Genomic DNA, 21,551 nt, shown 5'->3' with positions numbered 1-21,551 from the left:
AGCACGAAATGTTTAATGCTAGAGTAGCATTACCACTTTGCATTACATGGTTGTTACTCAGCTGCACGACCTGCGCTTTCGCAGTGCCAATAAAGACAGAACTCAATAAGAGAAGCATCACTATAAGCGCAGGGGAATGGCCGCCATTTTTGAGTGAGTCCCTGCCTTTTGAAGGCGTTGTTGCCCATCTTATCAAAGATATTTTTAGCGAGGCAGGGATCCAAGCTAACTTTACTTTTTTACCATGGGGTCGTGCTTATCATGACACCTACAACGGTAAGTATGCAGCAACTGCGGTTTGGATGTTTAGCAAAGACAGGGTCAAGAACTATAATTATAGCGATGCGGTGCTCAGGGAAAAGTTTGTATTTTTTTATAAAAAAGATAACCATTTTGAATGGCACAATTTTCACGATCTTCGAGGCCTAATCATAGGCGGAGGACTAAATTACAGCTATGGCCCTGAGTTCGATAAAGCTGTTGCAGAAGATATATTCGACTTATCACAGGTAAGCAGTACAGAGCAAAATTTTCGTCGCTTATCAGCAGGCCGAATAGATGCCTTTGCGCAAGAGATAAATATAGGTTATCACATACTCAACAATCAGCTTCCTGAACTTGCTGAAGCTATCACCCACCACCCTCAGCCCATCCTCCTCAATAACAGTTTTTTGCTGTTTCCAAATAATGCGGAGCAAAGTAGTGAGCTGCTTAAAATATTCAATTTACACTTACAGCAGTTTAAACAAGATGGCCGTTATCAAGCTTACTTTAAAGGCTTAGAGCAAGGTGATTATCACCCTATCAAGCCTTAAAGTAATACCAATCATGTTAAGTTGCGGAGCATTTATAGCGACAGATAACTGGAGTGATAACAAAGCATAACTTTTTATATAAAGTTGTTATTTTCAATGTTATTAGCGCTTTATTTACCTCGCTAGAATGGTTAAATATTTAAGTCGATTGGTATTAATTGCATAAAAAAGCGGCCACGTGATCATGGCCGCTTTAGTGCTTAAACAAACTCTTAGAAAATTAAAGTGAGAAAGTACGTCCTACAGAAAGCACAATACGCTCATCAGCTGTATCGATATCTAAGCTGGTGTTTTCAGCTGCCACTTCAATATCAAAGCCTTCAAAACTAGTTTGATACGCAAGGCGATAGTGGTTATACGATTTACCGTCGGTATCCCATGCAAACTTATCACCATCAAGTGAATTTGAAATATCAAAACTTGCGCGCAGTGCATGATTTGGCGCAAGTTCAACAGTGTGTGCAACCATCGAAATTACGTGCCCAGCCCCTGTTCCAAAATAATCCCAGCTGTACCAAAAATTAAGCTCTGTTTGACCTAACTCACTGGCATAACCAAACTTAGTATAAGCTTCAAAATAGTTACCATCGCTTGAATTGCTTTGCCCATGATAGCTGTAATACGCTAAACCATAATCAACGCTCAGTGCATCATTTAGCTGCGCATAGCGGCCAAAATAAGCATCCCATTCAATATTAGTATCATCACCAAAATCAACATTTGATGCCCACGTACCGGCGTACATGCCTGAATCACCAAATGAATAATCAAGGCTGCCTTGAATTGCTGGGTCGTTTTGCGTTTGGCTGACACCATTAAAGGTGTAATCTGACACGCCCGTTATGGTCGTTGACCAATCAGCTAAAGCAGAAGCTGAGAAAAGTGCGAATGGCAGTGCAACTGCAAGTAGTGTTTTATGTGTTGTCATGTTAATTCCTTAGCTTACTGATTCAATTTTGGTGTAGTCAATTTTGTTATCTTTAGGTGAACTATCAATATTACTGACCGTTTTAAATTTGCTGTAGCCTATGAACGCAGCACACGCAAAAAACAAACCAATAACCAATGCCCCAACCCACTGTATTTGTAAAAAGTTTAGTTTAAATAATAGGGTTAACAACGACAGTGCCACAACATTAAGCGCAATATAGTTAAATTTACCCAAGCGCTTAACAGTCATATTCAAGTTATCAGTGTACAAGCGAATAAGTGAATCCAGTGAGTTGATCACAAATACAACGCCAACGAATACCATGGCAATATTCTTAATCCCTTCAGTCGGTATACCCGCTTCGTGATATTGATAAAGCACGCTAAACCAAATGGCTATTGGAATTGATGGGAAAATTAACATAGCGCCAAGCACTTGATAGGTCTTTAATCCACCGACAAAACGCGAGGTAAACTGGCCAATCATGATGCTCCAAGCAAACCACCAAAATAAGTAAAACTCATGATAATCATTAAGCGGTAAAACAAACTCATTGATGTTGCCAAAATAATTTCCGATTAAAGCAATATTACTTGTAAAGTCAGAAATCTGTCCGTTTTCACCCATGAATGCGCCAAACCACATAAAAGCAATTAGGGCAATAAATAGCCAAGTAGTTGAAATACTTAAAAAGCGCACGTACTTTATATCTGTGCTTGAATACACTGCAAAGCAAATTGCAGCAAATACAATTAAATAAAAAGTAGGAATAATCGACTCGCCATCACCTAAACTCGGTAAATACCAAGGTAAATTAGACAGCAATAAAAAAGCAGTAAATGCACAAGTACCAATAATTACCACATTATTGATTAATTTAACCCACGGAATTTCGAAAAACTTCACTTTGGGTTCTATTACACAGAAATAAAAGCACGTAAGGAAATAAAATCCCCAGATCAGAAAGCCCCAATAACCAAACTCGATGGCTAATGGATTGGCAAACGCATACTCTGGGCTTGCTTTTATGTCTGCATAACCTGCAAACTCAGTCAGTGGAAACATGATCAAGCCAACGTCTAAGCCTGATGTAAATAAGATGGCAATAAAGGTAAATGTTCTAACAGGTGTAACGCCTACACACTGTACATTTCCCCATTTAACTAATATTGCGATAATTGCTAGTAGGGTAAAAATAATGCCAGCACTAAGCCATAAGGTCATAATTTGCCCCCCAAAATAAATGATAATACGTCATTTTTTCTCCGTGTGTTTTAGCCTCGCATTAACGCACCACAAACAACTTATGATGCGCGCCACTGCAAGCCCCAAAGTGCCATGCACTCCAGGTGGCCGAGTTAGATCTCCGAACTACGCTGCTTTGTTTGCCATTGTGATTCCATGGCAACCGCTGCATGCGATTTACTAAGTGGTGGCTTACCTAAAATTAAGTCTGCCGCTTTTTCTGCCACCATAATGGTTGGCGCATTTAAATTACCGTTTGGCACGGTAGGGAAAATAGATGAATCCACTACGCGTAGCCCTTCAATACCATGTACTTGCGTATTAGAGTTCACTACAGCCAGTTCATCTTCACCCATTTTACATGAGCAAGACGGGTGATAAGCGCTCTCTACTGCTTGGCGCACGAACGCATCTATTTGCTCATCGGTTTGAATCTCTTTGCCCGGCTGAATTTCATCATCGCGGAAGTCATCAAATGCGCTTTGCTCAATAATTTCACGGGTTAAGCGTACGCACGCTCTAAACCCTTCAATATCATCTTGATGCTGTAAGTAGTTAAACTGAATTTTTGGTGCAACTTTGGGATCTGCTGATTGAATCGTGACCGCGCCGCGGCTTTTTGGTTTATTATGACCCACATGCACTTGAAAACCATGACCATCAAACGCGCTTTTACCATCATAGCGAATGGCCGCTGGTAAAAAGTGATATTGAATATCAGGCCATTCAACACCCGGTTTTGAACGAATAAACGCACACGATTCAAAGTGATTTGTAGCGCCAAGACCACTGCGATTTAACAACCAACGGGCACCGATAAGCCCTTTAGAAATGAGCCCTAATTTGCCGTTTAAGGTAATGGGTTGCTTACACTTGTATTGAAAATAAAACTCCAAGTGATCTTGCAAGTTTTGACCAACACCAGGTAAATGATGCTTCACTTCAACGCCTGCCGCAGCAAGTGTGTCGCTATCACCAATACCTGAAAGCTGTAGCAAATGCGGTGAGCCGATAGGCCCTGCACTTAACACCACCTCTTTGGCGGCAAATACTTGCTTAGTTTGACCATTGATACTGTACTCAACACCCGTGGCTTTTTTGCCTTCAAGCAATACTTTTTCAGCTAAAGCGCCAGTGACAATAGTTAAATTACTACGAGACTTTACAGGGTCTAAATATTCACGACTTGCCGAGCTGCGCACACCGTCTTTAACGGTCATGTGCATCGGGCCAAAACCTTCTTGTTGCCCTGCATTGTAATCATCAGTAGCGGCATAACCGGCCTGCTGACCGGCATTAATAAAGGCTTTATACAGCGGGTTGGCCATTTCATTACCGTTATTAACACCTAAAGGGCCGTTATCGCCTCGGTACTCATTTTTACCTAAATAAAAGGTTTCGGCTTTTTGAAAATACGGCAAGCATGATTGGTAATCCCAGCCCTGGGCGCCATGTTGTTGCCATTCGTCAAAATCTTTTGCATGACCACGCACATAAACCATGCCATTAATTGACGACGAGCCACCTAATACTTTACCTCGTGGGCAATGCATTTTGCGGTTATCTAAAAATGGCTCAGCTTGCGTATGAAACTGCCATGCGTATTTATCAGTGTTCATCGGAATAGACAGCGCTGTTGGCATTTTAATAAAAATGCTTTTATCACTGCCGCCAGTTTCTAATAACAACACGCGATTGTTGCTATCTTCAGATAAACGATTCGCCAGTACACACCCTGCAGAGCCTGCACCAACTATGATGTAATCATATGTTTGTGCAGTCATTAAAATGGACTCTCTATATCAGTCATACCAACGTAAATTGATTTAGTTTGTGTGTAGTGATCAAGTGTTTCAATACCGTTTTCACGGCCAATACCCGATTGCTTATAACCGCCTACTGGCATTTCAGCTGGTGAGTTACCGTAGCTATTGATCCAACAAATACCGGCTTGTAACTGATGAATAACACGGTGTGCTCGTTTAATATCTTTGGTAAATACACCTGCAGCTAAGCCTAAATGGGTATCGTTAGCGCGGCGAATTGCGTCATCTTCATCATCAAACACCAACACGCTCATCACTGGGCCAAAAATTTCTTCTTTAACGATAGTCATGTCATCGGTGCAATCAGTAAAAACCGTCGGCGCGACAAAGTAACCGTTTGGCGCAGAATCAGGTTTTAGTGCTTTACCACCCGTGAGCAGCGTAGCGCCCTCACTAATGCCCTTATCAATATAACCCATCACTAAATCATGATGATTTTTTGAAATAAGCGCACCTAAGTTTACCTCAGGGTTCATTGGGTCACCGGCAATAATATTTTGTTCAGTGCGCGTTTTAAGCTCATCAATAAATTGCTGATATACATTTTTATGTACATAAATGCGGGTGCAGTTAGTGCAAATTTCACCTTGAGTATAAAAATTACCGAGCATTGCCGCACTCACCGCTTGCGAAATATCAGCATCATCAAATACTAATAATGGTGACTTGCCACCAAGCTCCATGGTGACATCTTTAAGCGAACCTGCGGCACTAGCCACCACTTTTTTACCTGTGCCGACTTCACCGGTGAACGATACTTTCTCGATATCATCGCTTTGTGTTAACCATTGGCCCACTTCAGCCGCGCCTTGTACCACGTTAAATACACCGGCTGGTACGCCCGCTTCCGTGAATATTTCAGCGAGTTTAATTGCACCAAGTGGCGTTTCTTCTGAAGGTTTAAAAATAAGTGCATTACCTGCAGCAAGCGCTGGCCCTGATTTCCAACACGCTATCTGCAGTGGGTAGTTCCATGCGCCAATTCCTGCGCAAATCCCTAAGGGTTCTTTACGGGTATAATAAAAATCTTCACCAACCATTTGTTGTTGGCCAACTTGCGCAGGGGCAAGGCCTGCAAAATATTCGATAACATCAGCACCCGTTTGTACATCAACACACTCGGCTTCTTGCCAAGGTTTGCCCGTGTCGAGTACTTCAATTTTTGCTAATTCATCATTGCGTGCGCGCAGTAATTCAACGGCTTTTAATAAGATACGGCTACGCTCGATAGGCGTCATTGCTGACCATGTTGCAAAACCTTGTTTGGCACTTTCAATGGCTGCATTTTGTACAAACGCATCGGCGACTTCTACATGGTAAATTACTTCATCGGTGGCAGGATTTTTAACAGCGAAAGTCTCGCCGCTTTGATTCTTTAAAAAATGACCGTTGATAAAATTTTGATAAACAGGCGTTGTCACATTAAGCTCCATACTGTTTGATAAGTGAATTTACATAGCCTTTGGCTAATTGCTCGCAATGTTCAAATTGATCTACGTCTGACTTACTTAAAACCGCTCTGAGCCAAAGTCCATCAATCATGGCAGCGCATAGTTCGGCAGCACGCTTAGCATCCGCCGCACTCATTAACTTTCTAAATGAGCAAGTTAGATTACTCAAAAGACGGCGGCTATTAACATTTTGCAAGCGATGTAATTGCGCATCATGCATTGATTGCGCCCAAAAACTTAACCACGTTTTTGTCGTGTCGCTTTGCAATTGTAAGCGTGCAAAGTTTGCCTCAACGATAAACATCAACCTTTGCTCAGGTGTTGTCGTCGTGGTGACACGTTCAATCAACTCACGCTTCAAGTTAGATAATAAATAGCGTACCGTTGCCTCAATCAAGCCCTGTTTACCACCAAAGTAATGGCTAATAATGCCTGACGACAATCCCGCTTTTTTACTAATACTGTTAATGGTTGTGCTTTGTAATCCAAGTTCAGCAACCGACTCAATAGTGGCGTCAATTAACTGCTGACGACGGACAGGTTCCATTCCAACTTTAGGCATACTTTTTATTAATTGAACGTTCAATAAAAATAAAGGTTAGAGTAAGTGAACTGATAATTCAAGGTTGACAAACTGTGAATGGCCTAAATTGACGAGGGCTAAGTGGCTGTAAGTAACTGTATTAGCTTTTATAAATAGGCTTAGAAAAAAGATGCAAAAAAAGTAGAAATAATCTTAATTTTTGATTAAAAGTGGCGAAATGCTGCAATATTTAGCCAAATGAACAACAGGGCGAGTAACCTGCAATAGACGGAAAAACAGCTAAGGAGTTAAATTACATAAACTAAAACTAATTCCTAATAAGCTGGCTACACAAAACAGTTGAATGGCTTCTTGCTGATTAAATTGCCCTTGACTACGAGCTACATTAAGCGTGCCAAAACAGTGATCATTAAACACTATAGGCGCATCCATACAGGTAACCAACCCGCCTTCAAAAAGCATGCGACAATCCTGCTCTGTATTACCAGCTAATTGATGACATGCGATTAATGTTTTCGTTTTAAAGGCGCGGCCTGCCAAGGTGAAATCTATCGGTATAGGAATTTTTGAAGGGATCGCTTGCTTTCCTATCACTGAAACTATGCTCAAGTAACCACTTTGCAAACTCAGCGCAACACTGGCTCTATCCCAATGAAATAAATGCGGTAACCAGCGCGCTAAAATTTTCAGCACTTCATTGCGAGTATGCTGATTTGATAGTTCAATAATCAACCGAGCTGGGAGGCTGACCTGCTCGTGATTTACATGATCAAAAAAACATGCGGCGGTTAAGTGGAGTTCATTATTTTTCATTCTGATACGTTTTTACAAGCGAATACTGCAAAGTATAGCTGCTTAAATATACTTGCACTTAATTTCTAATCCATAAATTAGCGTTCTGGCGCTCTTCACTACAGATCAAATACATTTCACATCACCCAAAAATGTAAAGGGTGTACAAAACGCTACAAATATTGGGTTGGATTTACGCAACTAAAGGTTAAAAATAAGTTAACAAATAAATTTAATTGTTAAACTTATAAAACTAAATAGACAGGCCGTTGCATGAAATTTTTCCAAATATCATTGTTCTTCATTTGTATTACTTGCAACTTATTGGCAATGGCAAATGAAAGAAGTGAGCTAAATGCGCTAGCTGCCCCAACAAAAATAAAAATTACATTAATTACCGGTGACGAGATTATTGTCACAAAAAACCTGCACACCACGACTCTTCATTTACTAGCGAAAGATGTCAGTAAGCGAAGAACCATTTCGCTCACAGAGCAACAATATTTTATTCCTCCAAAAGCACAGCCCTTAATTGATTTAGGTATTTTAGATAAAGAGTTTTTCAATATCCGTAAATTAATTAATTACGCGCTTGATGATCAACACAGCAGTACTTATCCCGTGTTAATTAAATATACCCCACCTATTGCTCAAGCAAAGTTGCTAACAGGCGCTAACAGCATAGTTTATGAAAAAATCCACACACAGTTCGTTCAGTTAAAAAAAGCGGAGTCTATCCAAACTTGGGGGGATATCAGTAAAAATTTGACCATAAAGAAAATCAGCTTAGATGAACAAATAAAGCACTATTAAAAGCCTGAACCATAAGGAGATATATAACTAAAACCACATAAAAACACGACTCATTATTGTCAATACTACAACTTATCCAGGGAATATAAAATGAACAAAAAACCAAAATTAGGCCCAGTCGCACTTGCTCTTAAAGGTGCATTATATCTAGGCTTAATGTCATCTTTAGCACCTTTCACCTATGCAAACGATGCCCAAACTGAGCTTAATAACCCAGAAAGAAACCTAAGCTTTACATTGATCACCGGAGATAAAGTCTCTGCTCGTTTAAATACAGATGGCACTATCGGTGGTATTCGTTTACTGGGAGAGAATGGAGAAGAGGCCTTTACCAGTCTTTTCAAACGGGGTGGTGAAAGCTACGTTATTCCTGCATCCGCACAAGCAAAAGTTGACTCTGGTGCCTTAGATAGAGAACTGTTTAATATTGATAAGTTGTATCAAGCAGGTTATGACGACGCAAGCTCAGACTCTTTGCAAGTAATTGTTGAATATCGCGCAAATACATTAGCGAAAAAACCCTTCTCTATGGCTATGCCTGGCGCAAAAGTAAAAGCTACGTTTGAAGTTATCGACAGTGTGGTAATGACTGTTGAAAAAGACCAAATGAGCGATGTACTCAGTGGTCTATCTGCAAATACAGCCGTTGAAGGTGTGTGGCTTGATGGTATGGTTCAAGCACATAAAAATAATAACGATAAACACAAGGGTAAGCACAACCCAAAAGACCGTAATAAATGGTGGAAGAAACTAATAGAAGTAGACGAAACGTCCCCGACAGTTCCTCTTACAGGTGCGTATGGCCCTTATGCAATTGGCTATAATGGCGCTGGGGTCAAAGTGGCTGTACTTGATACAGGCTACGATACAGATCATCCAGATTTATCAAGCAATGTATTTTTATATCAGGACTTTAACAGCTATGGTTCAACTGGTATTGATGACTTTAGCGGCCACGGTACGCACACAGCTTCGACCGTAGCAGGCTCAGGTATCGAGTCCGATGGTAAATACGTTGGTATGGCCCCCGGTGCACAACTCATGATTGGTAAAGTATTAAGTGATACCGGCTCTGGCACCACGTCAGGTATTCTCGCAGGCATGCAATGGGCGGTTGATAATGGTGCTGATATTGTCAGTATGTCGTTAGGTGGCAGTGTAACCTCATGTGATGGTCCTATGGTTGATATGGTTGAAGCTTTAAGCGATGAGGCCTTATTTGTTATTTCAGCTGGTAACAGCTTTATCCGCGAAACAATCGGCTCACCAGGTTGTTCGCCAAGTGCATTAACTGTGGGTGCAATTGATCGCGCCGGTAATACCGCAGAATTCTCAAGTCGCGGTCCATCACCTGATGGTCATTCAGCTAAACCTGATATTACTTCACAAGGTGTTAGTGTTATTGCTGCGGCATCTGGCGGCAAAGGAGACTATGCATACCGTGCAAATTCAGGCACTTCAATGTCAGCTCCTCATGTATCTGGTGGGGCGGCTTTAGTACTACAAGCTCGACCTGACTTAACACCAGCACAATTAAAAGCCGTATTAACATCATCTGTTGCACCAACTCGTGCTCATGTGCTCGACCAAGGCGCAGGTCCTATGGATGTTAACCAAGCAATGATCCAATCAGTGATCGGTGCGCCGAATCTTGAGCTTGGCTTTTTTGATTCACAAAGTGAGTCCCAAGTACATGAAACGAGCGTCACACTTACAAATTTAAGTGATGAAGATGTTACCTTTGATTTAGATATCACATTTGTGGGCGAGGACGATAAGCCATTAACAGCGTATAGACTTGCTGGTATCGGTAGCAAAAAAATCACCGTACCGGCCAACGGCACGGCTGAAGTACCGGTATGGATCAACCCTACCGTTGCTCTGAAAAATGCAGCCTACGGCACTATCACTGGTCGCCTTGTAGGTAAAGAAGTTAAAGATCATCATGGTAAAAAACGCGGCCATTATAAAAATGGTAAGTTTGATGAGTTACAAAAGCTCACTGTACCTGTGTCATTTTGGATAGAGCCACCAACAGTAAACTTAACCCTCAATGCTACAGATCGTTTAGGCTTACCAGCGGCAAGTCCATCTAAATTTTATATCATGAGTGGTGAAGATAGCTGGGGCCAATCAGGCCAATTCACTAATGGTAGTAGCACTATTGAATTACCAAAAGGTCAATACAGCATTGTTGCCAACATCATGACTTACGATAATCCAACACAATTTGGTGGTTTAGTTGAGTCAGCTGCAATGATGGCTGAACTCGATGTTAACTTAGACACTGATACCGCAATTAGCTTTGATGCAAATCAAGCTAAACCAGTGACTTTCAAAACAGATAAACCATCACAAATGCAAGGGTTTTCATTTGGTTTTACCTATGCATTAAGTGATGCTGAAACACTAAAATTAGCTGCAATCGAACTTGCACCTGACTATGTTACTGATTTCTATGCTCTTTCAACAGGCCAAGATGAACGCTTCCGTAGTTTTGTAACAACACGTGCCTATGCACCAAAACCTGTTTTAACCACTCAAGGTGGTTATCAGTTAGATTATATTTTAGCAGGTGCTGCACTCTCATTTAACGGCACAGGTAGTGCTCAGGTAGTAGCCGTTGGTGATGGTGGCTACAACACTGATTGGAATAACTTTGATGTTGCTGGGAAAATAGCCCTCGTTGATGCTGATTATTATGTTACATCTACTCAAGTAGCTAAAGCACTTGAACATGGCGCTGTAGGTGTTATCAGTTCAGTTATAAATAGAAATGGTCGTTATAAGCCAAATATTGCAGGTCGATTAGATATTCCGGTGGTTTCAATTGCACAAGAAGAAATGGCTAAAATCTATGCAGAGTTAGAAGCGAACCAAGATTTAACAATTAGCTGGTCTGGTACTGCTCATGAACATTCACCTTACGTTTATAGCATCGCTCATTGGACTGATGGCGCAATTGAAACAGGCGAAATCCGAATAAAAAATAAAGATCTAGCCCAAGTTGAGTCAACTCATTATACGCAAGGCGCAGCCCGCATAAAATACACTGACACGTATACATCATTGCCAAGTACCGGTGAATTTTATAGCACAGGTAGCCCACAAATGGTGGCAACGCCGCAAGTTCGAACTGAATATTTTACTGCAACAGGTGGTGAAGAGTCACACAATGGTCGCCGTAAAGGTAACCATAAAAATACTGAACTACCTAGCGTTACATGGACTAATCTTGTAATGCCTTCTATTAACTTCAATACTGATGGTGGCTTATTTAATGGCCCACGTGAATATAGTATTGGCGATAAAGCGGTTACAAGTTGGGATAAAGCACCGTTGAGTGCAACTTTACTAAGTAATGGTTCACCTCGAGGTTACCGAGACACTAACTTACTGCACGTGAAAAACTCAGCGTATGGTGATGCCGCAGGTCATGATGGTGGTTTAGGCTATAGCTTAAGTTCAGCTGTGGGTTATAAATTAAATGGCGAGCAAATTTCTCTAACTAACGGCTATATAGAAATGCCTGATGAGAATGCAACGGTAGAATATTCTGTAAATACTTATAAACGCGGTGTGGGTAATATTCATCTTGCTAAAGAGCTATTAGGTTCAGAAATTTATGTAAGTCATACATTCACTTCAAATGCTGATACGCAAGGTGTGCAGCCGATTTTAATGCCACTAATAGATATTCCACTTGATCTTGAAAATACTGCGCCTGCAAATACGCCGGTACGTATTAAAATTAATGGTCTTGTGGAAGGTATTGGCAAAGTTGACTTAACCCAAGTAAAAGTAATGTACCGCTATGGCCGTGAATGTCGTATGTATCGTTATACATCATGTAGCGTTGACGAAAGTCAAAACTACCCACTTAACACAGATCGTATCTTACCTGATGATATAGCTGAAATTGCTCAAATTGAAAACATCAATGGAGATTGGTATGCAACAATCCCAAATGACGCAATCGCTGGGGACTTTGTTCACCTGCGTGTGATTATGACTGATGTAAATAACAGTACAACTGATCAAGCTGTTATAAGAGCTTACATGATAGATTAATAAGTTATCCCAACGTGAAACATAAAAGCGGCCATTCAACCATGGCCGTTTTTTCACTATTTTTCTGTAGCGCTAACACTCAATTGCCTGTCAATACTAAATTACATATCTTTAATAACCAAACTTAACACAATTACGACCAGCCCGCTTGGCTTCGTAAAGAGCTTCATCAGCTCGTGCAACGAGTTTATTAGGGTCATCCTGAAACTGAAATTCAGCAACGCCAAAACTGGCTGTTTTTCGCCCAACAGCTGGAAATTCTACACTTTCAATTGCGACACGTAATTTCTCAGCAAGCTGTACGACACAATTTATTTCGATACTGGGCGCAATAATCAAAAACTCCTCTCCCCCCCAACGACCAACAATGTCTACATCGCGTGTATGCTCAATTAGTGTCTGTGCTATACGTATGAGTACATCATCTCCAACAATATGACCATATTTATCATTAACTTGTTTAAAGTAATCCACATCAAGCAAAATAATAGAGAATGTTGAATCATAGCGTTTCGCATGTTTTATCTGCTTATCTAACACTTGGTCAAGTCGCATACGATTGGCTAACTGTGTAAGTTGATCGGTGATCGACAACCGAGTGACATCTTCTATGGAGGCTTCTAGATCCGATGTCACCGCATCAATAAAACGTAGTAATCTAGATACTATGCGAGTATGTTTATTAGCATAAGGGTCGGGCAAACTTAAAGGCTCTGACACCCTACTTTCTGTTGTAACTAAGTTTCTTTTAGGCTGAGATCCTTCGCGTAGACCTACCGCCACCATTGTCGAGTTTAATAAGGTTAATTTAGAAGTACCAAAAAATTCACCATAGGTGTAAAACCCGAACGTTGGGGCTATCCTCTGTAACGGTAAAGTCTCTAACTCCACACTCTCCTGCATTAAAAAGCGTCGGCATCCACACGTATAAAGAAAAACCACCTGAGGGAAAAATTGTGCCATTGACTGATGAAGGCTTTTTGAATTTTCAATTATTAAATCGATATCGCCATAGCCAATACGAAATGTCTCGCCTTCTTTTATATCGGCAACAAATCGCAGTGCTCCACCTTCATTTGTTGCTACTGGGACTCGCGCCAACATTCCATCTTCGCGCTCTAGCAAAAACGGAAACTCCAATGCATTTAAAAAGAACTGCTCATCACTGGGTATGTCCAAATAACGATGATAAACATCAAATGCAGGTTTATCATCTACCTGTAAAACATTCAAACCATCAGCCTGCGTTATCCGCATAGCGCGGCTCAGTGGTTGCCACCCTAAATAAGTCGTGGCTTCAACATGAAGATCGCGACCACAAAAAATGACAGCTATTGCTCCTCTATCAAACATCTTTGTTTTAGAGAAGACTAATGAGTTTGTCGTTGCTGAATAATCCCCAGCTCCGCCACCAAAAATAGGATAACCACTTAGGGTTGATTCTATCCCTTGCAGTAGTTTGGATGCATCGATACTCAAAGGAGTCGAAAGTAGCAAGATACCTGCAATTTCAGTAGATGATTGGCTGATGCGTCGACCTAACTCAGCACCCGTGCCAAGCTCATCGCTATAACACGCCATAGCAACAACCTTTATTCTTGATGACTCAAAAAAAGTAAAGCCAATCACTGTTTGATTCGTTATCAATTGGCCATGAGCGACCTCACCTATCGTAGTTGCCCCAACCACTATAGCCATCGGTAACTTAGCGCTGATGAGCGCTGTAATTGCAGTTATTTTTTTCTGTTCAGCTTCGCCACAATAAACCTGAACTAGCTGCGCCTGTGAACCTGTCATTGCACAAGAAACCTCCCCTACTACAAGCTCTGCTGTTAATGTCTTCAGATCTGTATAAATATGAGTAACATGGTGGATCATAGATACCTCAAGAAAATTAAAGCAAAACAGTTGCTATCTACTATGTACTGCTAAGCGCACTCATCTTTGAGTTTAGACTAGTAGCACTAAGTTTTAGTAAAAACATACAAAACTAAAAACTTTATTTAACATTAATATTCACTGCTGTACTACAACACAAAATATGCACTAAACACTCCATCTAACATGAAAATATTCAATTGACGATTTGTAAATAATACATCCATATCCTAAACCTATAGAGTAGCTCTAAGAGGATCATCGATATGCCAACTACTAACACAATTGATAAAAACGCTGAATTTGCGCGTTGTTTAAAGTGCAACAAAGTCAGCACTTTTGCAGCCTTTCATTGGCTTGCCCTCGCCTTTAAAGATATGACTCAAGCACCTATATTGAGTCTTATTTATGGCTTAATATTTACAGTGATACCACTGACAATTATTTATTCTGCCGTTTTCACAGGAACCCATCTTGTTATTATCCCCGCGACCGTGGCGTTTGCTTTAATTGGCCCTGTATTTGCTGTGGGTTTATATGATGTAGCTTGGGAGCTTGAAAAAGGTCATACACCGACTTTACTGCATTCGTTAAAGTCTATGTTCAGAAATCCTGTTGGTGAATGGGGCTTTGCCGTATTGCTTATGGTGGTCATGATTATTTGGATGCGTCTTGCGGCGTTAGTGCATGCATTATACCCAAGCCATGCAAACCCGACGTTTGAAGAACTCTCTGCATTTTTAACTTTAGGTACCATCATTGGCGGAATATTGCTCGTCACTGTGTTTGCCATTTCAGCATTTACGCCACAGATCATGATGGAAAGACGAGTCGATATAATGACCGCTGTTATGTCTTCTATGAATGCCGTTAAAACTAATTTTAGCGCAATGGTTGTGTGGTCTGGCTGTATCTTTATATTAGTTGCGATTGGTTTTATCACTGGCGCAACAGGCTTTATTGTCATTATGCCGCTACTAAGTTACGCCAGTTGGCATGGTTATATTGCCGTGATCAAAACCAAAAAACCAAGAGAATATGAGTAAGTTTTTATATAAACAATTGCGCCGGTAAATAAAGCTCTTGGCGTAGTAATTTGCGGCCTTGTTTAAGTGCATTTTTATATGAAGGCTGATTGTTCGCATCAATATAACCAAAGAAAAGCTCAAAATCGTGAACATGCTGCTGGTAATAGAGGCGCTGCATCGGTGAGGCTAAACCTTGGCCTCTATATTGTTTAGCAATAAAAATATCACTCACCAATAAACCATCAAAGCCCAATTCTTCACTTGCCTCCCCCATAACCATGCCGAAAGGCTCGCCTTTATAAAATGCCATGCAGCATAAGTCAGCTTCAATCGAATCCATCAATTCTTCTTTCTCGCTGATTGGCACTATACTTGCCATTGCTGGGTTTTCGGTTAGAAACTTGTTGTACTCCAGCTCATACCAAGGCCAATATTTATCTAGCTCAAAGGGCTGTAAAGAGATATCCGCTTTTAAATCATCACACACACCAAGCAATGGCGTTTGACTGCCTAACAAAGAATCAACGGCGCGAGCATCTGGTAGTGACAGTAATTGCTGCGCTTGTTGTGACTTAGGTGCAGGCCACACACAAATGTGTTTAGGCGTGCACCAACAAAACACCTTGCGAATGTAAGTGACGAGTTCTTTTAAAACCGATTCTGTTAATGCATGTTCGCTAAAGACTTCAAACATGGTTTCGTCATCATCATTACGACACACACTGACTATGAATAAACCACCGTCGTCGCCTTCAACAACTTGTGCAAATAAGTCGTCATCAACCACGTCATCACTGATATTACGCCGCTGGCGTAACTCAATAAAGTCATCACTTGTGCAATCGTCATTTAATGCGAGTAAATCCTGAGATTCTTTGTTGATTGCTTTTTCGATATTTAAATCAGTTATATCTGTGAGGTTATAGGTGTTAAGAACCCCAACTCCTAGACGGCGTAAACACATGTCGTCGATTTTATAGAGTGGATAATGGCGCATAATTTCCCTTTACAAGTCTAAGATAAACCTTATATGGGGACGAAATGAGTTTTTATCAAACAACTTATGTTTTTAATCAAAAACAGGCCCATAATTTGGCCTGTTTTATTTATTCAATCATAATAAAGATTAAAACTGATAACTTAGCGACACTTTATAGTTACGACCAAGCTCGGCTGGGTCACTCGCCTCAGTGGCTGGCGCTCTTAAATAACGTTTATCCGTTAAATTATCCACCCCTAACCTCACGATGAAACCTTCTAAACTGCCGGTGGCTTGATATTTGGCATTCAGGTTATAAACAGTGTATGTATCTGTACCATAACCGTATTCTAAGTAGGTATCGCTTAAACGTTTTTGCTCACGGTAATGCAGCATTTGTAAACCTACATTAAACTGCTCGGTGAATTGATAGTTAGTATTCCAAGTAATTTTATCTGCCGGTGCTTCAGCATAAGGCTGCTGCGTGTAATCAATGGTTCCTAAAAAGAAGTTAGGCATTCCTTCAACATCCATATTAATCGTTGAATAACCTACATACATATCGATTGCTTTAAAGGTATATTGTGCTTCGATTTCAATACCATGACTAAATAATTTACCAATATTCTTAGCACTATAATCACGGTGAGTAGCAACAGGTATACCATTAGCAGGTTGTGGCCCTGGCGAACCAAGTTGTTTTTCGCCATCAGCATCGAGGTAATACATAAATGGCACGTTATCGATGTAATTATTGATTTCGTTATCAAAGTAAATGGCTTTAAAGCTTAAGTTATCTGCATAAGGCAGATTTTGCCAACTGAGACCAAAACCCATTTCAAGATTATCTGAGTCTTCTGGTTTAAGATCTGGCTGTGGTTCGCTGTAGCAAATCTTGCCGCCAATATGACAGCGCCATTCATCTTGTTTATAAAGCTCTTGCAGCGAGGGTGCTCTAAATGCTTCAGCGCTTTTTACATAGAGATTAAGGTAGTCAGTTACTTTAAATGTAAGGCCAAGTTCGCTCGATAACTCATTACCTTCATTGCTATCAAACTGTTCAAAGTGGTCACTTTCACGCTCATACGCATCAAACCTTAAACCTGCGGTAATTAACAAGCGCTCATCAAAGAATGTACTTTGATCAATCAAAGATAATGACCAGTTTTGTGCATCGCTATTGCCGTAATAAGTAGACGCTTGCTGATCCTTCCACTGAGTTTGCTTGAAACTTTCAGTGTCATATTGTAACTCTACGGCAAGTTTATGGTTGATAGCACCTTCAAAGGTCGATAAGTTTGCAAACCGAATACCTTTACGGGCACTTTGCCCTTCACTGTTACTATCGTAATTTATTTTATTGGTTCCACGCTCTATATACCCTTTGGTGATCTCATCGTAAGTTTTTTTAGAATAGAAAGCTTGTACATCTAAATCAACGTAATCGCTTTCACCTTGATAGGTGTATTTAAGCATGCCTTCGAGATAATCATTTTTGTAATCTTCAGCAAGCGTGGGGTATGCAATAGCTAAATCAAGTCGCTGACCATAGGGCTGATCAACCGACTCAGTTTTACTGTAATCTAGCTTAGTTTTAAGGCTATGATGTGAGTTAAAGTACCACGTATTTTTTAGGGTCGCATTTTGTCGTCTTGATTTGTTTTGTATTTTGCTCAGTTGCTGAATTTGTTCGTCATCCGTTGCATCTTCCTTAGCAACAACATCAATATCATCATATTCAACTTGTCCGAGTGATAAAACGGTATCACTAACATCATTTAAATAGAACAGATCAGCATTAAAGTCATTCGCGTCTGAAACCGATTGATGTGTCACCGAAAATCGAGCGCCAAAGCCCTGCTCATCACCTAAATAATCACTTGCATCCTTGGTCACTAAGCGAATACTGCCACCAATAGCACCAGAGCCTACCGTCAGTGAGTCAGCACCACGTAAAACTTGGATTTGTTTTAACTGATCAGGGTTAATACCTAATGAATTAATTTGCGCGATGTTTTGACTACCATCGGAATCAATTTTACGTTTTACATCATCAACTGAGATATAAATACGTTCGCCATATAAGCCGCGAATAGCCGGCTGTCCTGATAAAGGTGTAACACTGCCTGACAGCTCAACCCCTGGGAGGGTCTTAAGTATTTGGTTTAAATCAGCCGCTTGTTGCCTATCTATTTGTTCTGTAGAAAGTACCGATACAGAACTCGCAACATCTTGATTTAGAGCTGTTAGCTTATGACCTAACACTTCAATTTGCTCTATATCTTGAGCTTTTTTATCAGAGTCAGTCGCTGCGAATGTAGAAAAATTAGAAAGAGCCGCTCCAACACATAGAAAAACATACGAAAATTTCATATCATCACTCCTTAATAAAAATCATTACCATTTAGTTTTGTGGCGATTTTAGGGTCTCAACTCTAAAATTGCAATAAATAATTACTTATGGTTATATAAAAAAGTGGATTGTTTATCCGAATCTTATAATTAACTTGGCTAATTTATCTTGATGCAAAAGGAACTATGATGAATTTTTGCAAAATATTAATTCTGATGATTGCAACTATTGGACTACCTTCAGCTGCAGCCGAACAATTTGGTAAACCTGTCGATAATACTAATCGGTTAAAAATTTCGACTATAATGGCCGCACCAGATAACTATTTAGATCAACCAATTACTATTGAAGGTACCGTTGTTGGTGTATGCGCTAAACGTGGCTGCTGGATGACGATTGCCTCTGATAAGCGTTTTGAAAACCTGCAAATTAAGGTTAATGACGGTGATATGGTATTTCCTATGACAGCAAAAGGAAGTAAAGCAATTGCAACCGGAAAGCTAAATAAAATCCAACTAAACTTAGACCGCACCAAAGCCTTACTAGCGCACAGAGCACAGCAAGCAGGAAACGAATTTGACGAAAATACGGTGACAGAGCCTATGGCAATTTATCAACTTGTACCTACAGGTGTAGAGATTCTTGAATAAAAGAAAAATAAATTGGTACAAATTAAACCGGAGTTTACATCGTGATATCGGTTATTTTTGCATTGGTTTAGTGATCATTTTTGCTGTATCAGGCATAGCGGTTAATCACAAAGATGACTGGAATCCTAATTACCGTGTCGAGCAAGCTATAGCACCTATATCCACCCAAAACTGGTCACTTGATAATGATGAAAAGCTAATAAGTCAGTTACTTGTAACAAGTCAGATTGATGAAAAAGTGAAAGCCTCTTACTGGGCATCGCCGACGCAATTTAAAGTATTTTTTAAAAATGGCGACAACCTGTTATTAAATCTAAAAGATCAGCAAATAATATATGAAAAAATAACCCCTCGTCATGTGTTTCAAGCATTTAACCGCTTGCATCTGAACGAGACGAAAGCATCTTGGATTATATTTTCCGATGCCTTTGCGGCTTTACTGATTTTTTTGGCTTTAAGTGGCTTGTTTATGATTAAAGGCAAACACAGTCCTTGGGGGATGAGATCACTCTGGGTGATCAGCGGTATTGCCCTACCTGCAGTATATATATTTCTATGAGCTGCGATAAAGTGAAGATAAGTATCTTCACTTTATCTTACTATTAACCCTTAAAACTATCCCATGGACCTGTGATGGCCAAGGTTTTCGTTGGTGTAAATACATTTACAAACAGGGTTTTACCATCCGGTGAAAAGCAAGCCCCAGCTAACTCAGCCTGAGTATTTAAGCGAGCAAAGTTATATACCTCACCTTTAGGTGTTACACCACGCAAATGGTTATCAACCACATCAGTGTACTGGTCTTCACAAACAATTAAATGCCCGTTTGGTGCAACGGTTAGGTTATCACCAAAGTTATAAAGCGAGCCATCGGTGCTTTCAACAAAAAGTTGAATTTTCCCTGGATCGGTTTGCTCTTGACTCGTGCCTTCAAACTGCGATGGTACATACTTCATAACTTGACCAAGTTGCTTTTTACCGCCATTAGTACAACAAAAATACAGTTCATTATTACCCCAATGAATGCCTTCACCGCGGGCAAATAATGCAGCGCCATTGGCATAGCCACGTAAGCGTAAGTCATCTTTTGGACTTTCGGGATTATCTAAATCAACCCACTCAACATCCATATTTTGATGCAATGCCATATTAGCACCAGCCCAATTTCGGGTATCAAATTGTGGTGTGGTTTTAATAACCATAGCTTGCAACCTGCCGCCTTTGTGTAATTTTCCGTACTCATTTGGAATGAAGCGATAAAATAAGCTGTCGCCTTTGTCTTCAGTTAGGTAAACAATACCTGTTTTCGGGTCGATTGCGGCAGCTTCATGGTTAAAGCGCCCCATCGCTTTTAACGGCTCAGGATCCACTAAGCCTTTAGCATTTGCAGGAACTTCAAAAATATAACCGTGATCTTGAGCAAAACCATCGGCTTTAGTTAACGTAGTTTCTTCGCAGGTAAGCCAAGTTCCCCACGGCGTTATACCGCCAGAGCAGTTACGGATAGTACCAATGAGAGATAAGTACTCTTGCTCTTTTTGACCTGTTTTAAGGTTATAAATAATATGGCTGGTGCCGCCTGGCAAAGCGACACCTTGTTTATTAGTATCATAAGCCTGCGGTGTTTTATGCGTTTGCGCGCCAGCATCTGCTTTAGCTAAATCAGTGGGTTTTAGTTCATGATTTCGAACCAAGGCAACCCTGTCATCATCAAGCTCAAAGCACCCCATGCCATCGGCTTTATCAGGCACAAATTGACCGTCAACCATTTTCTCACCGAGCTGAGAAATCACTTTATAACTAAAGCCTGCAGGTAAATCTAAAAGTTTGTTACTATCTGCAATTAAAGGTCCATAAGCAGCAAGATCACTGCCTAAGTCTGTGACTGGCACTTTACCAAATGCACTGCGAGAGAGTCCTACAAACGCAAGCGTTCCCGCACTAAATAAAAACTGTCTTCTGTTAATCATTACTGCTCATTTTTTATTGCTGACAAAATTTGCCAACATCATAAATTAAAAGCGTTAACAAAAATCGGGCCAACCAGTAAATTCACGAAATTGTCATAATTTCAAGCCATGAATAATTTACACAGCCATGCATGTTTTTCATATCAATTACCTTTGTGATCATAGCCACTTCGCAAAAAATAAATATAACAGATTGAAAAAGCTG

Annotated in this window: 16 protein-coding genes; 6 read left to right on the top strand and 10 right to left on the bottom strand. The window is 40.4% G+C overall.

Annotation, left to right across the window (positions count from 1 at the left end):
• The first annotated feature begins 8 nt into the window (after positions 1-8).
• The gene (locus tag PHAL_RS0112690) at positions 9-815 is read left to right on the top strand and encodes a substrate-binding periplasmic protein (protein WP_016708794.1); all 807 of its coding nucleotides are present in this window, start codon (positions 9-11) and stop codon (positions 813-815) included.
• Between the two features lie 220 nt (positions 816-1,035).
• Here PHAL_RS0112690 and PHAL_RS0112685 read toward each other — a convergent pair whose 3' ends face one another.
• From PHAL_RS0112685 to PHAL_RS23060, 6 genes are all read right to left on the bottom strand, one after another.
• Positions 1,036-1,743 (bottom strand): TorF family putative porin, encoded by a 708-nt coding sequence (locus PHAL_RS0112685; RefSeq protein ID WP_016708793.1) that lies wholly within the window; start codon positions 1,741-1,743, stop codon positions 1,036-1,038.
• A 9-nt stretch (positions 1,744-1,752) separates the two neighbouring features.
• A complete protein-coding gene (locus PHAL_RS0112680) occupies positions 1,753-2,970 on the bottom strand; it encodes a choline transporter (protein WP_016708792.1) in 1,218 nt (405 codons plus the stop codon).
• A gap of 134 nt (positions 2,971-3,104) precedes the next feature.
• Positions 3,105-4,775, bottom strand: coding sequence for a choline dehydrogenase (betA, locus tag PHAL_RS0112675; RefSeq protein WP_016708791.1), 1,671 nt, complete (start codon positions 4,773-4,775; stop codon positions 3,105-3,107).
• A complete protein-coding gene (gene betB, locus PHAL_RS0112670; RefSeq protein ID WP_029216136.1) occupies positions 4,775-6,238 on the bottom strand; it encodes a betaine-aldehyde dehydrogenase in 1,464 nt (487 codons plus the stop codon). The genes betA and betB overlap by 1 nt, the downstream gene beginning before the upstream one ends.
• A 1-nt stretch (position 6,239) precedes the next feature.
• The gene (gene betI / locus PHAL_RS0112665; RefSeq protein WP_016708789.1) at positions 6,240-6,830 is read right to left on the bottom strand and encodes a transcriptional regulator BetI; all 591 of its coding nucleotides are present in this window, start codon (positions 6,828-6,830) and stop codon (positions 6,240-6,242) included.
• Between the two features lie 261 nt (positions 6,831-7,091).
• The gene (locus tag PHAL_RS23060; protein WP_016708788.1) at positions 7,092-7,625 is read right to left on the bottom strand and encodes a GAF domain-containing protein; all 534 of its coding nucleotides are present in this window, start codon (positions 7,623-7,625) and stop codon (positions 7,092-7,094) included.
• Positions 7,626-7,877: 252 nt separating this feature from the next.
• Between PHAL_RS23060 and PHAL_RS0112655 the strand changes: the two genes are divergently transcribed.
• Both PHAL_RS0112655 and PHAL_RS0112650 read left to right on the top strand, forming a co-directional pair.
• Complete coding sequence (locus tag PHAL_RS0112655) at positions 7,878-8,417, top strand: hypothetical protein (protein WP_138553746.1); 540 nt, start codon at positions 7,878-7,880, stop codon at positions 8,415-8,417.
• Between the two features lie 90 nt (positions 8,418-8,507).
• A complete protein-coding gene (locus tag PHAL_RS0112650) occupies positions 8,508-12,488 on the top strand; it encodes a S8 family serine peptidase (protein WP_016708785.1) in 3,981 nt (1,326 codons plus the stop codon).
• Positions 12,489-12,599: 111 nt separating this feature from the next.
• Here PHAL_RS0112650 and PHAL_RS0112645 read toward each other — a convergent pair whose 3' ends face one another.
• Entirely contained in the window at positions 12,600-14,285 is a 1,686-nt protein-coding gene (locus tag PHAL_RS0112645; protein ID WP_016708784.1) for a sensor domain-containing diguanylate cyclase, read from the bottom strand.
• Positions 14,286-14,632: 347 nt separating this feature from the next.
• On the opposite strand from PHAL_RS0112645, the gene PHAL_RS0112640 reads away from it, so the two are divergent.
• A complete protein-coding gene (locus PHAL_RS0112640; protein ID WP_016708783.1) occupies positions 14,633-15,412 on the top strand; it encodes a DUF2189 domain-containing protein in 780 nt (259 codons plus the stop codon).
• A gap of 4 nt (positions 15,413-15,416) precedes the next feature.
• Here the strand turns inward: PHAL_RS0112640 and PHAL_RS0112635 are convergent, their stop codons facing one another.
• A complete protein-coding gene (locus PHAL_RS0112635) occupies positions 15,417-16,391 on the bottom strand; it encodes a GNAT family N-acetyltransferase (RefSeq protein WP_016708782.1) in 975 nt (324 codons plus the stop codon).
• Positions 16,392-16,520: 129 nt separating this feature from the next.
• Positions 16,521-18,746, bottom strand: a complete 2,226-nt coding sequence (locus tag PHAL_RS0112630) for a TonB-dependent receptor domain-containing protein (RefSeq protein ID WP_016708781.1) — start codon at positions 18,744-18,746, stop codon at positions 16,521-16,523.
• Between the two features lie 165 nt (positions 18,747-18,911).
• Here PHAL_RS0112630 and PHAL_RS0112625 point away from each other — a divergent pair, with 165 nt between their 5' ends.
• Together PHAL_RS0112625 and PHAL_RS0112620 are read left to right on the top strand one after the other, a co-directional pair.
• Positions 18,912-19,376, top strand: a complete 465-nt coding sequence (locus PHAL_RS0112625; protein WP_138973950.1) for a DUF4920 domain-containing protein — start codon at positions 18,912-18,914, stop codon at positions 19,374-19,376.
• Positions 19,369-19,935, top strand: coding sequence for a PepSY-associated TM helix domain-containing protein (locus PHAL_RS0112620; protein ID WP_016708779.1), 567 nt, complete (start codon positions 19,369-19,371; stop codon positions 19,933-19,935). The genes PHAL_RS0112625 and PHAL_RS0112620 overlap by 8 nt, the downstream gene beginning before the upstream one ends.
• A gap of 43 nt (positions 19,936-19,978) precedes the next feature.
• Here the strand turns inward: PHAL_RS0112620 and PHAL_RS0112615 are convergent, their stop codons facing one another.
• The gene (locus PHAL_RS0112615; RefSeq protein WP_016708778.1) at positions 19,979-21,346 is read right to left on the bottom strand and encodes an alkaline phosphatase PhoX; all 1,368 of its coding nucleotides are present in this window, start codon (positions 21,344-21,346) and stop codon (positions 19,979-19,981) included.
• Positions 21,347-21,551 lie beyond the last annotated feature (205 nt).

This window comes from Pseudoalteromonas haloplanktis ATCC 14393 (assembly GCF_000238355.1).
Classification (GTDB): Bacteria; Pseudomonadota; Gammaproteobacteria; order Enterobacterales; family Alteromonadaceae; genus Pseudoalteromonas; species Pseudoalteromonas haloplanktis.
The sequence above is the reverse complement of the archived record's forward strand: the minus strand, read 5'-3'. Positions and strand labels throughout refer to the sequence as shown.

Excerpts from the sequence above, each read along its gene's own strand:
- PHAL_RS0112655 (WP_138553746.1), top strand. The coding sequence starts at position 7,878 with ATGAAATTTTTCCAAATATCATTGTTCTTCATTTGTATTACTTGCAAC.
- PHAL_RS0112690 (WP_016708794.1), top strand. The coding sequence starts at position 9 with ATGTTTAATGCTAGAGTAGCATTACCACTTTGCATTACATGGTTGTTA.
- PHAL_RS0112685 (WP_016708793.1), bottom strand. The coding sequence starts at position 1,743 with ATGACAACACATAAAACACTACTTGCAGTTGCACTGCCATTCGCACTT.
- PHAL_RS23060 (WP_016708788.1), bottom strand. The coding sequence starts at position 7,625 with ATGAAAAATAATGAACTCCACTTAACCGCCGCATGTTTTTTTGATCAT.
- betI (WP_016708789.1), bottom strand. The coding sequence starts at position 6,830 with ATGCCTAAAGTTGGAATGGAACCTGTCCGTCGTCAGCAGTTAATTGAC.
- PHAL_RS0112650 (WP_016708785.1), top strand. The coding sequence starts at position 8,508 with ATGAACAAAAAACCAAAATTAGGCCCAGTCGCACTTGCTCTTAAAGGT.
- PHAL_RS0112645 (WP_016708784.1), bottom strand. The coding sequence starts at position 14,285 with ATGACAGGTTCACAGGCGCAGCTAGTTCAGGTTTATTGTGGCGAAGCT.
- PHAL_RS0112630 (WP_016708781.1), bottom strand. The coding sequence starts at position 18,746 with ATGAAATTTTCGTATGTTTTTCTATGTGTTGGAGCGGCTCTTTCTAAT.
- PHAL_RS0112680 (WP_016708792.1), bottom strand. The coding sequence starts at position 2,970 with ATGACCTTATGGCTTAGTGCTGGCATTATTTTTACCCTACTAGCAATT.
- PHAL_RS0112615 (WP_016708778.1), bottom strand. The coding sequence starts at position 21,346 with ATGATTAACAGAAGACAGTTTTTATTTAGTGCGGGAACGCTTGCGTTT.
- PHAL_RS0112640 (WP_016708783.1), top strand. The coding sequence starts at position 14,633 with ATGCCAACTACTAACACAATTGATAAAAACGCTGAATTTGCGCGTTGT.
- PHAL_RS0112635 (WP_016708782.1), bottom strand. The coding sequence starts at position 16,391 with ATGCGCCATTATCCACTCTATAAAATCGACGACATGTGTTTACGCCGT.
- betA (WP_016708791.1), bottom strand. The coding sequence starts at position 4,775 with ATGACTGCACAAACATATGATTACATCATAGTTGGTGCAGGCTCTGCA.
- PHAL_RS0112625 (WP_138973950.1), top strand. The coding sequence starts at position 18,912 with ATGATGAATTTTTGCAAAATATTAATTCTGATGATTGCAACTATTGGA.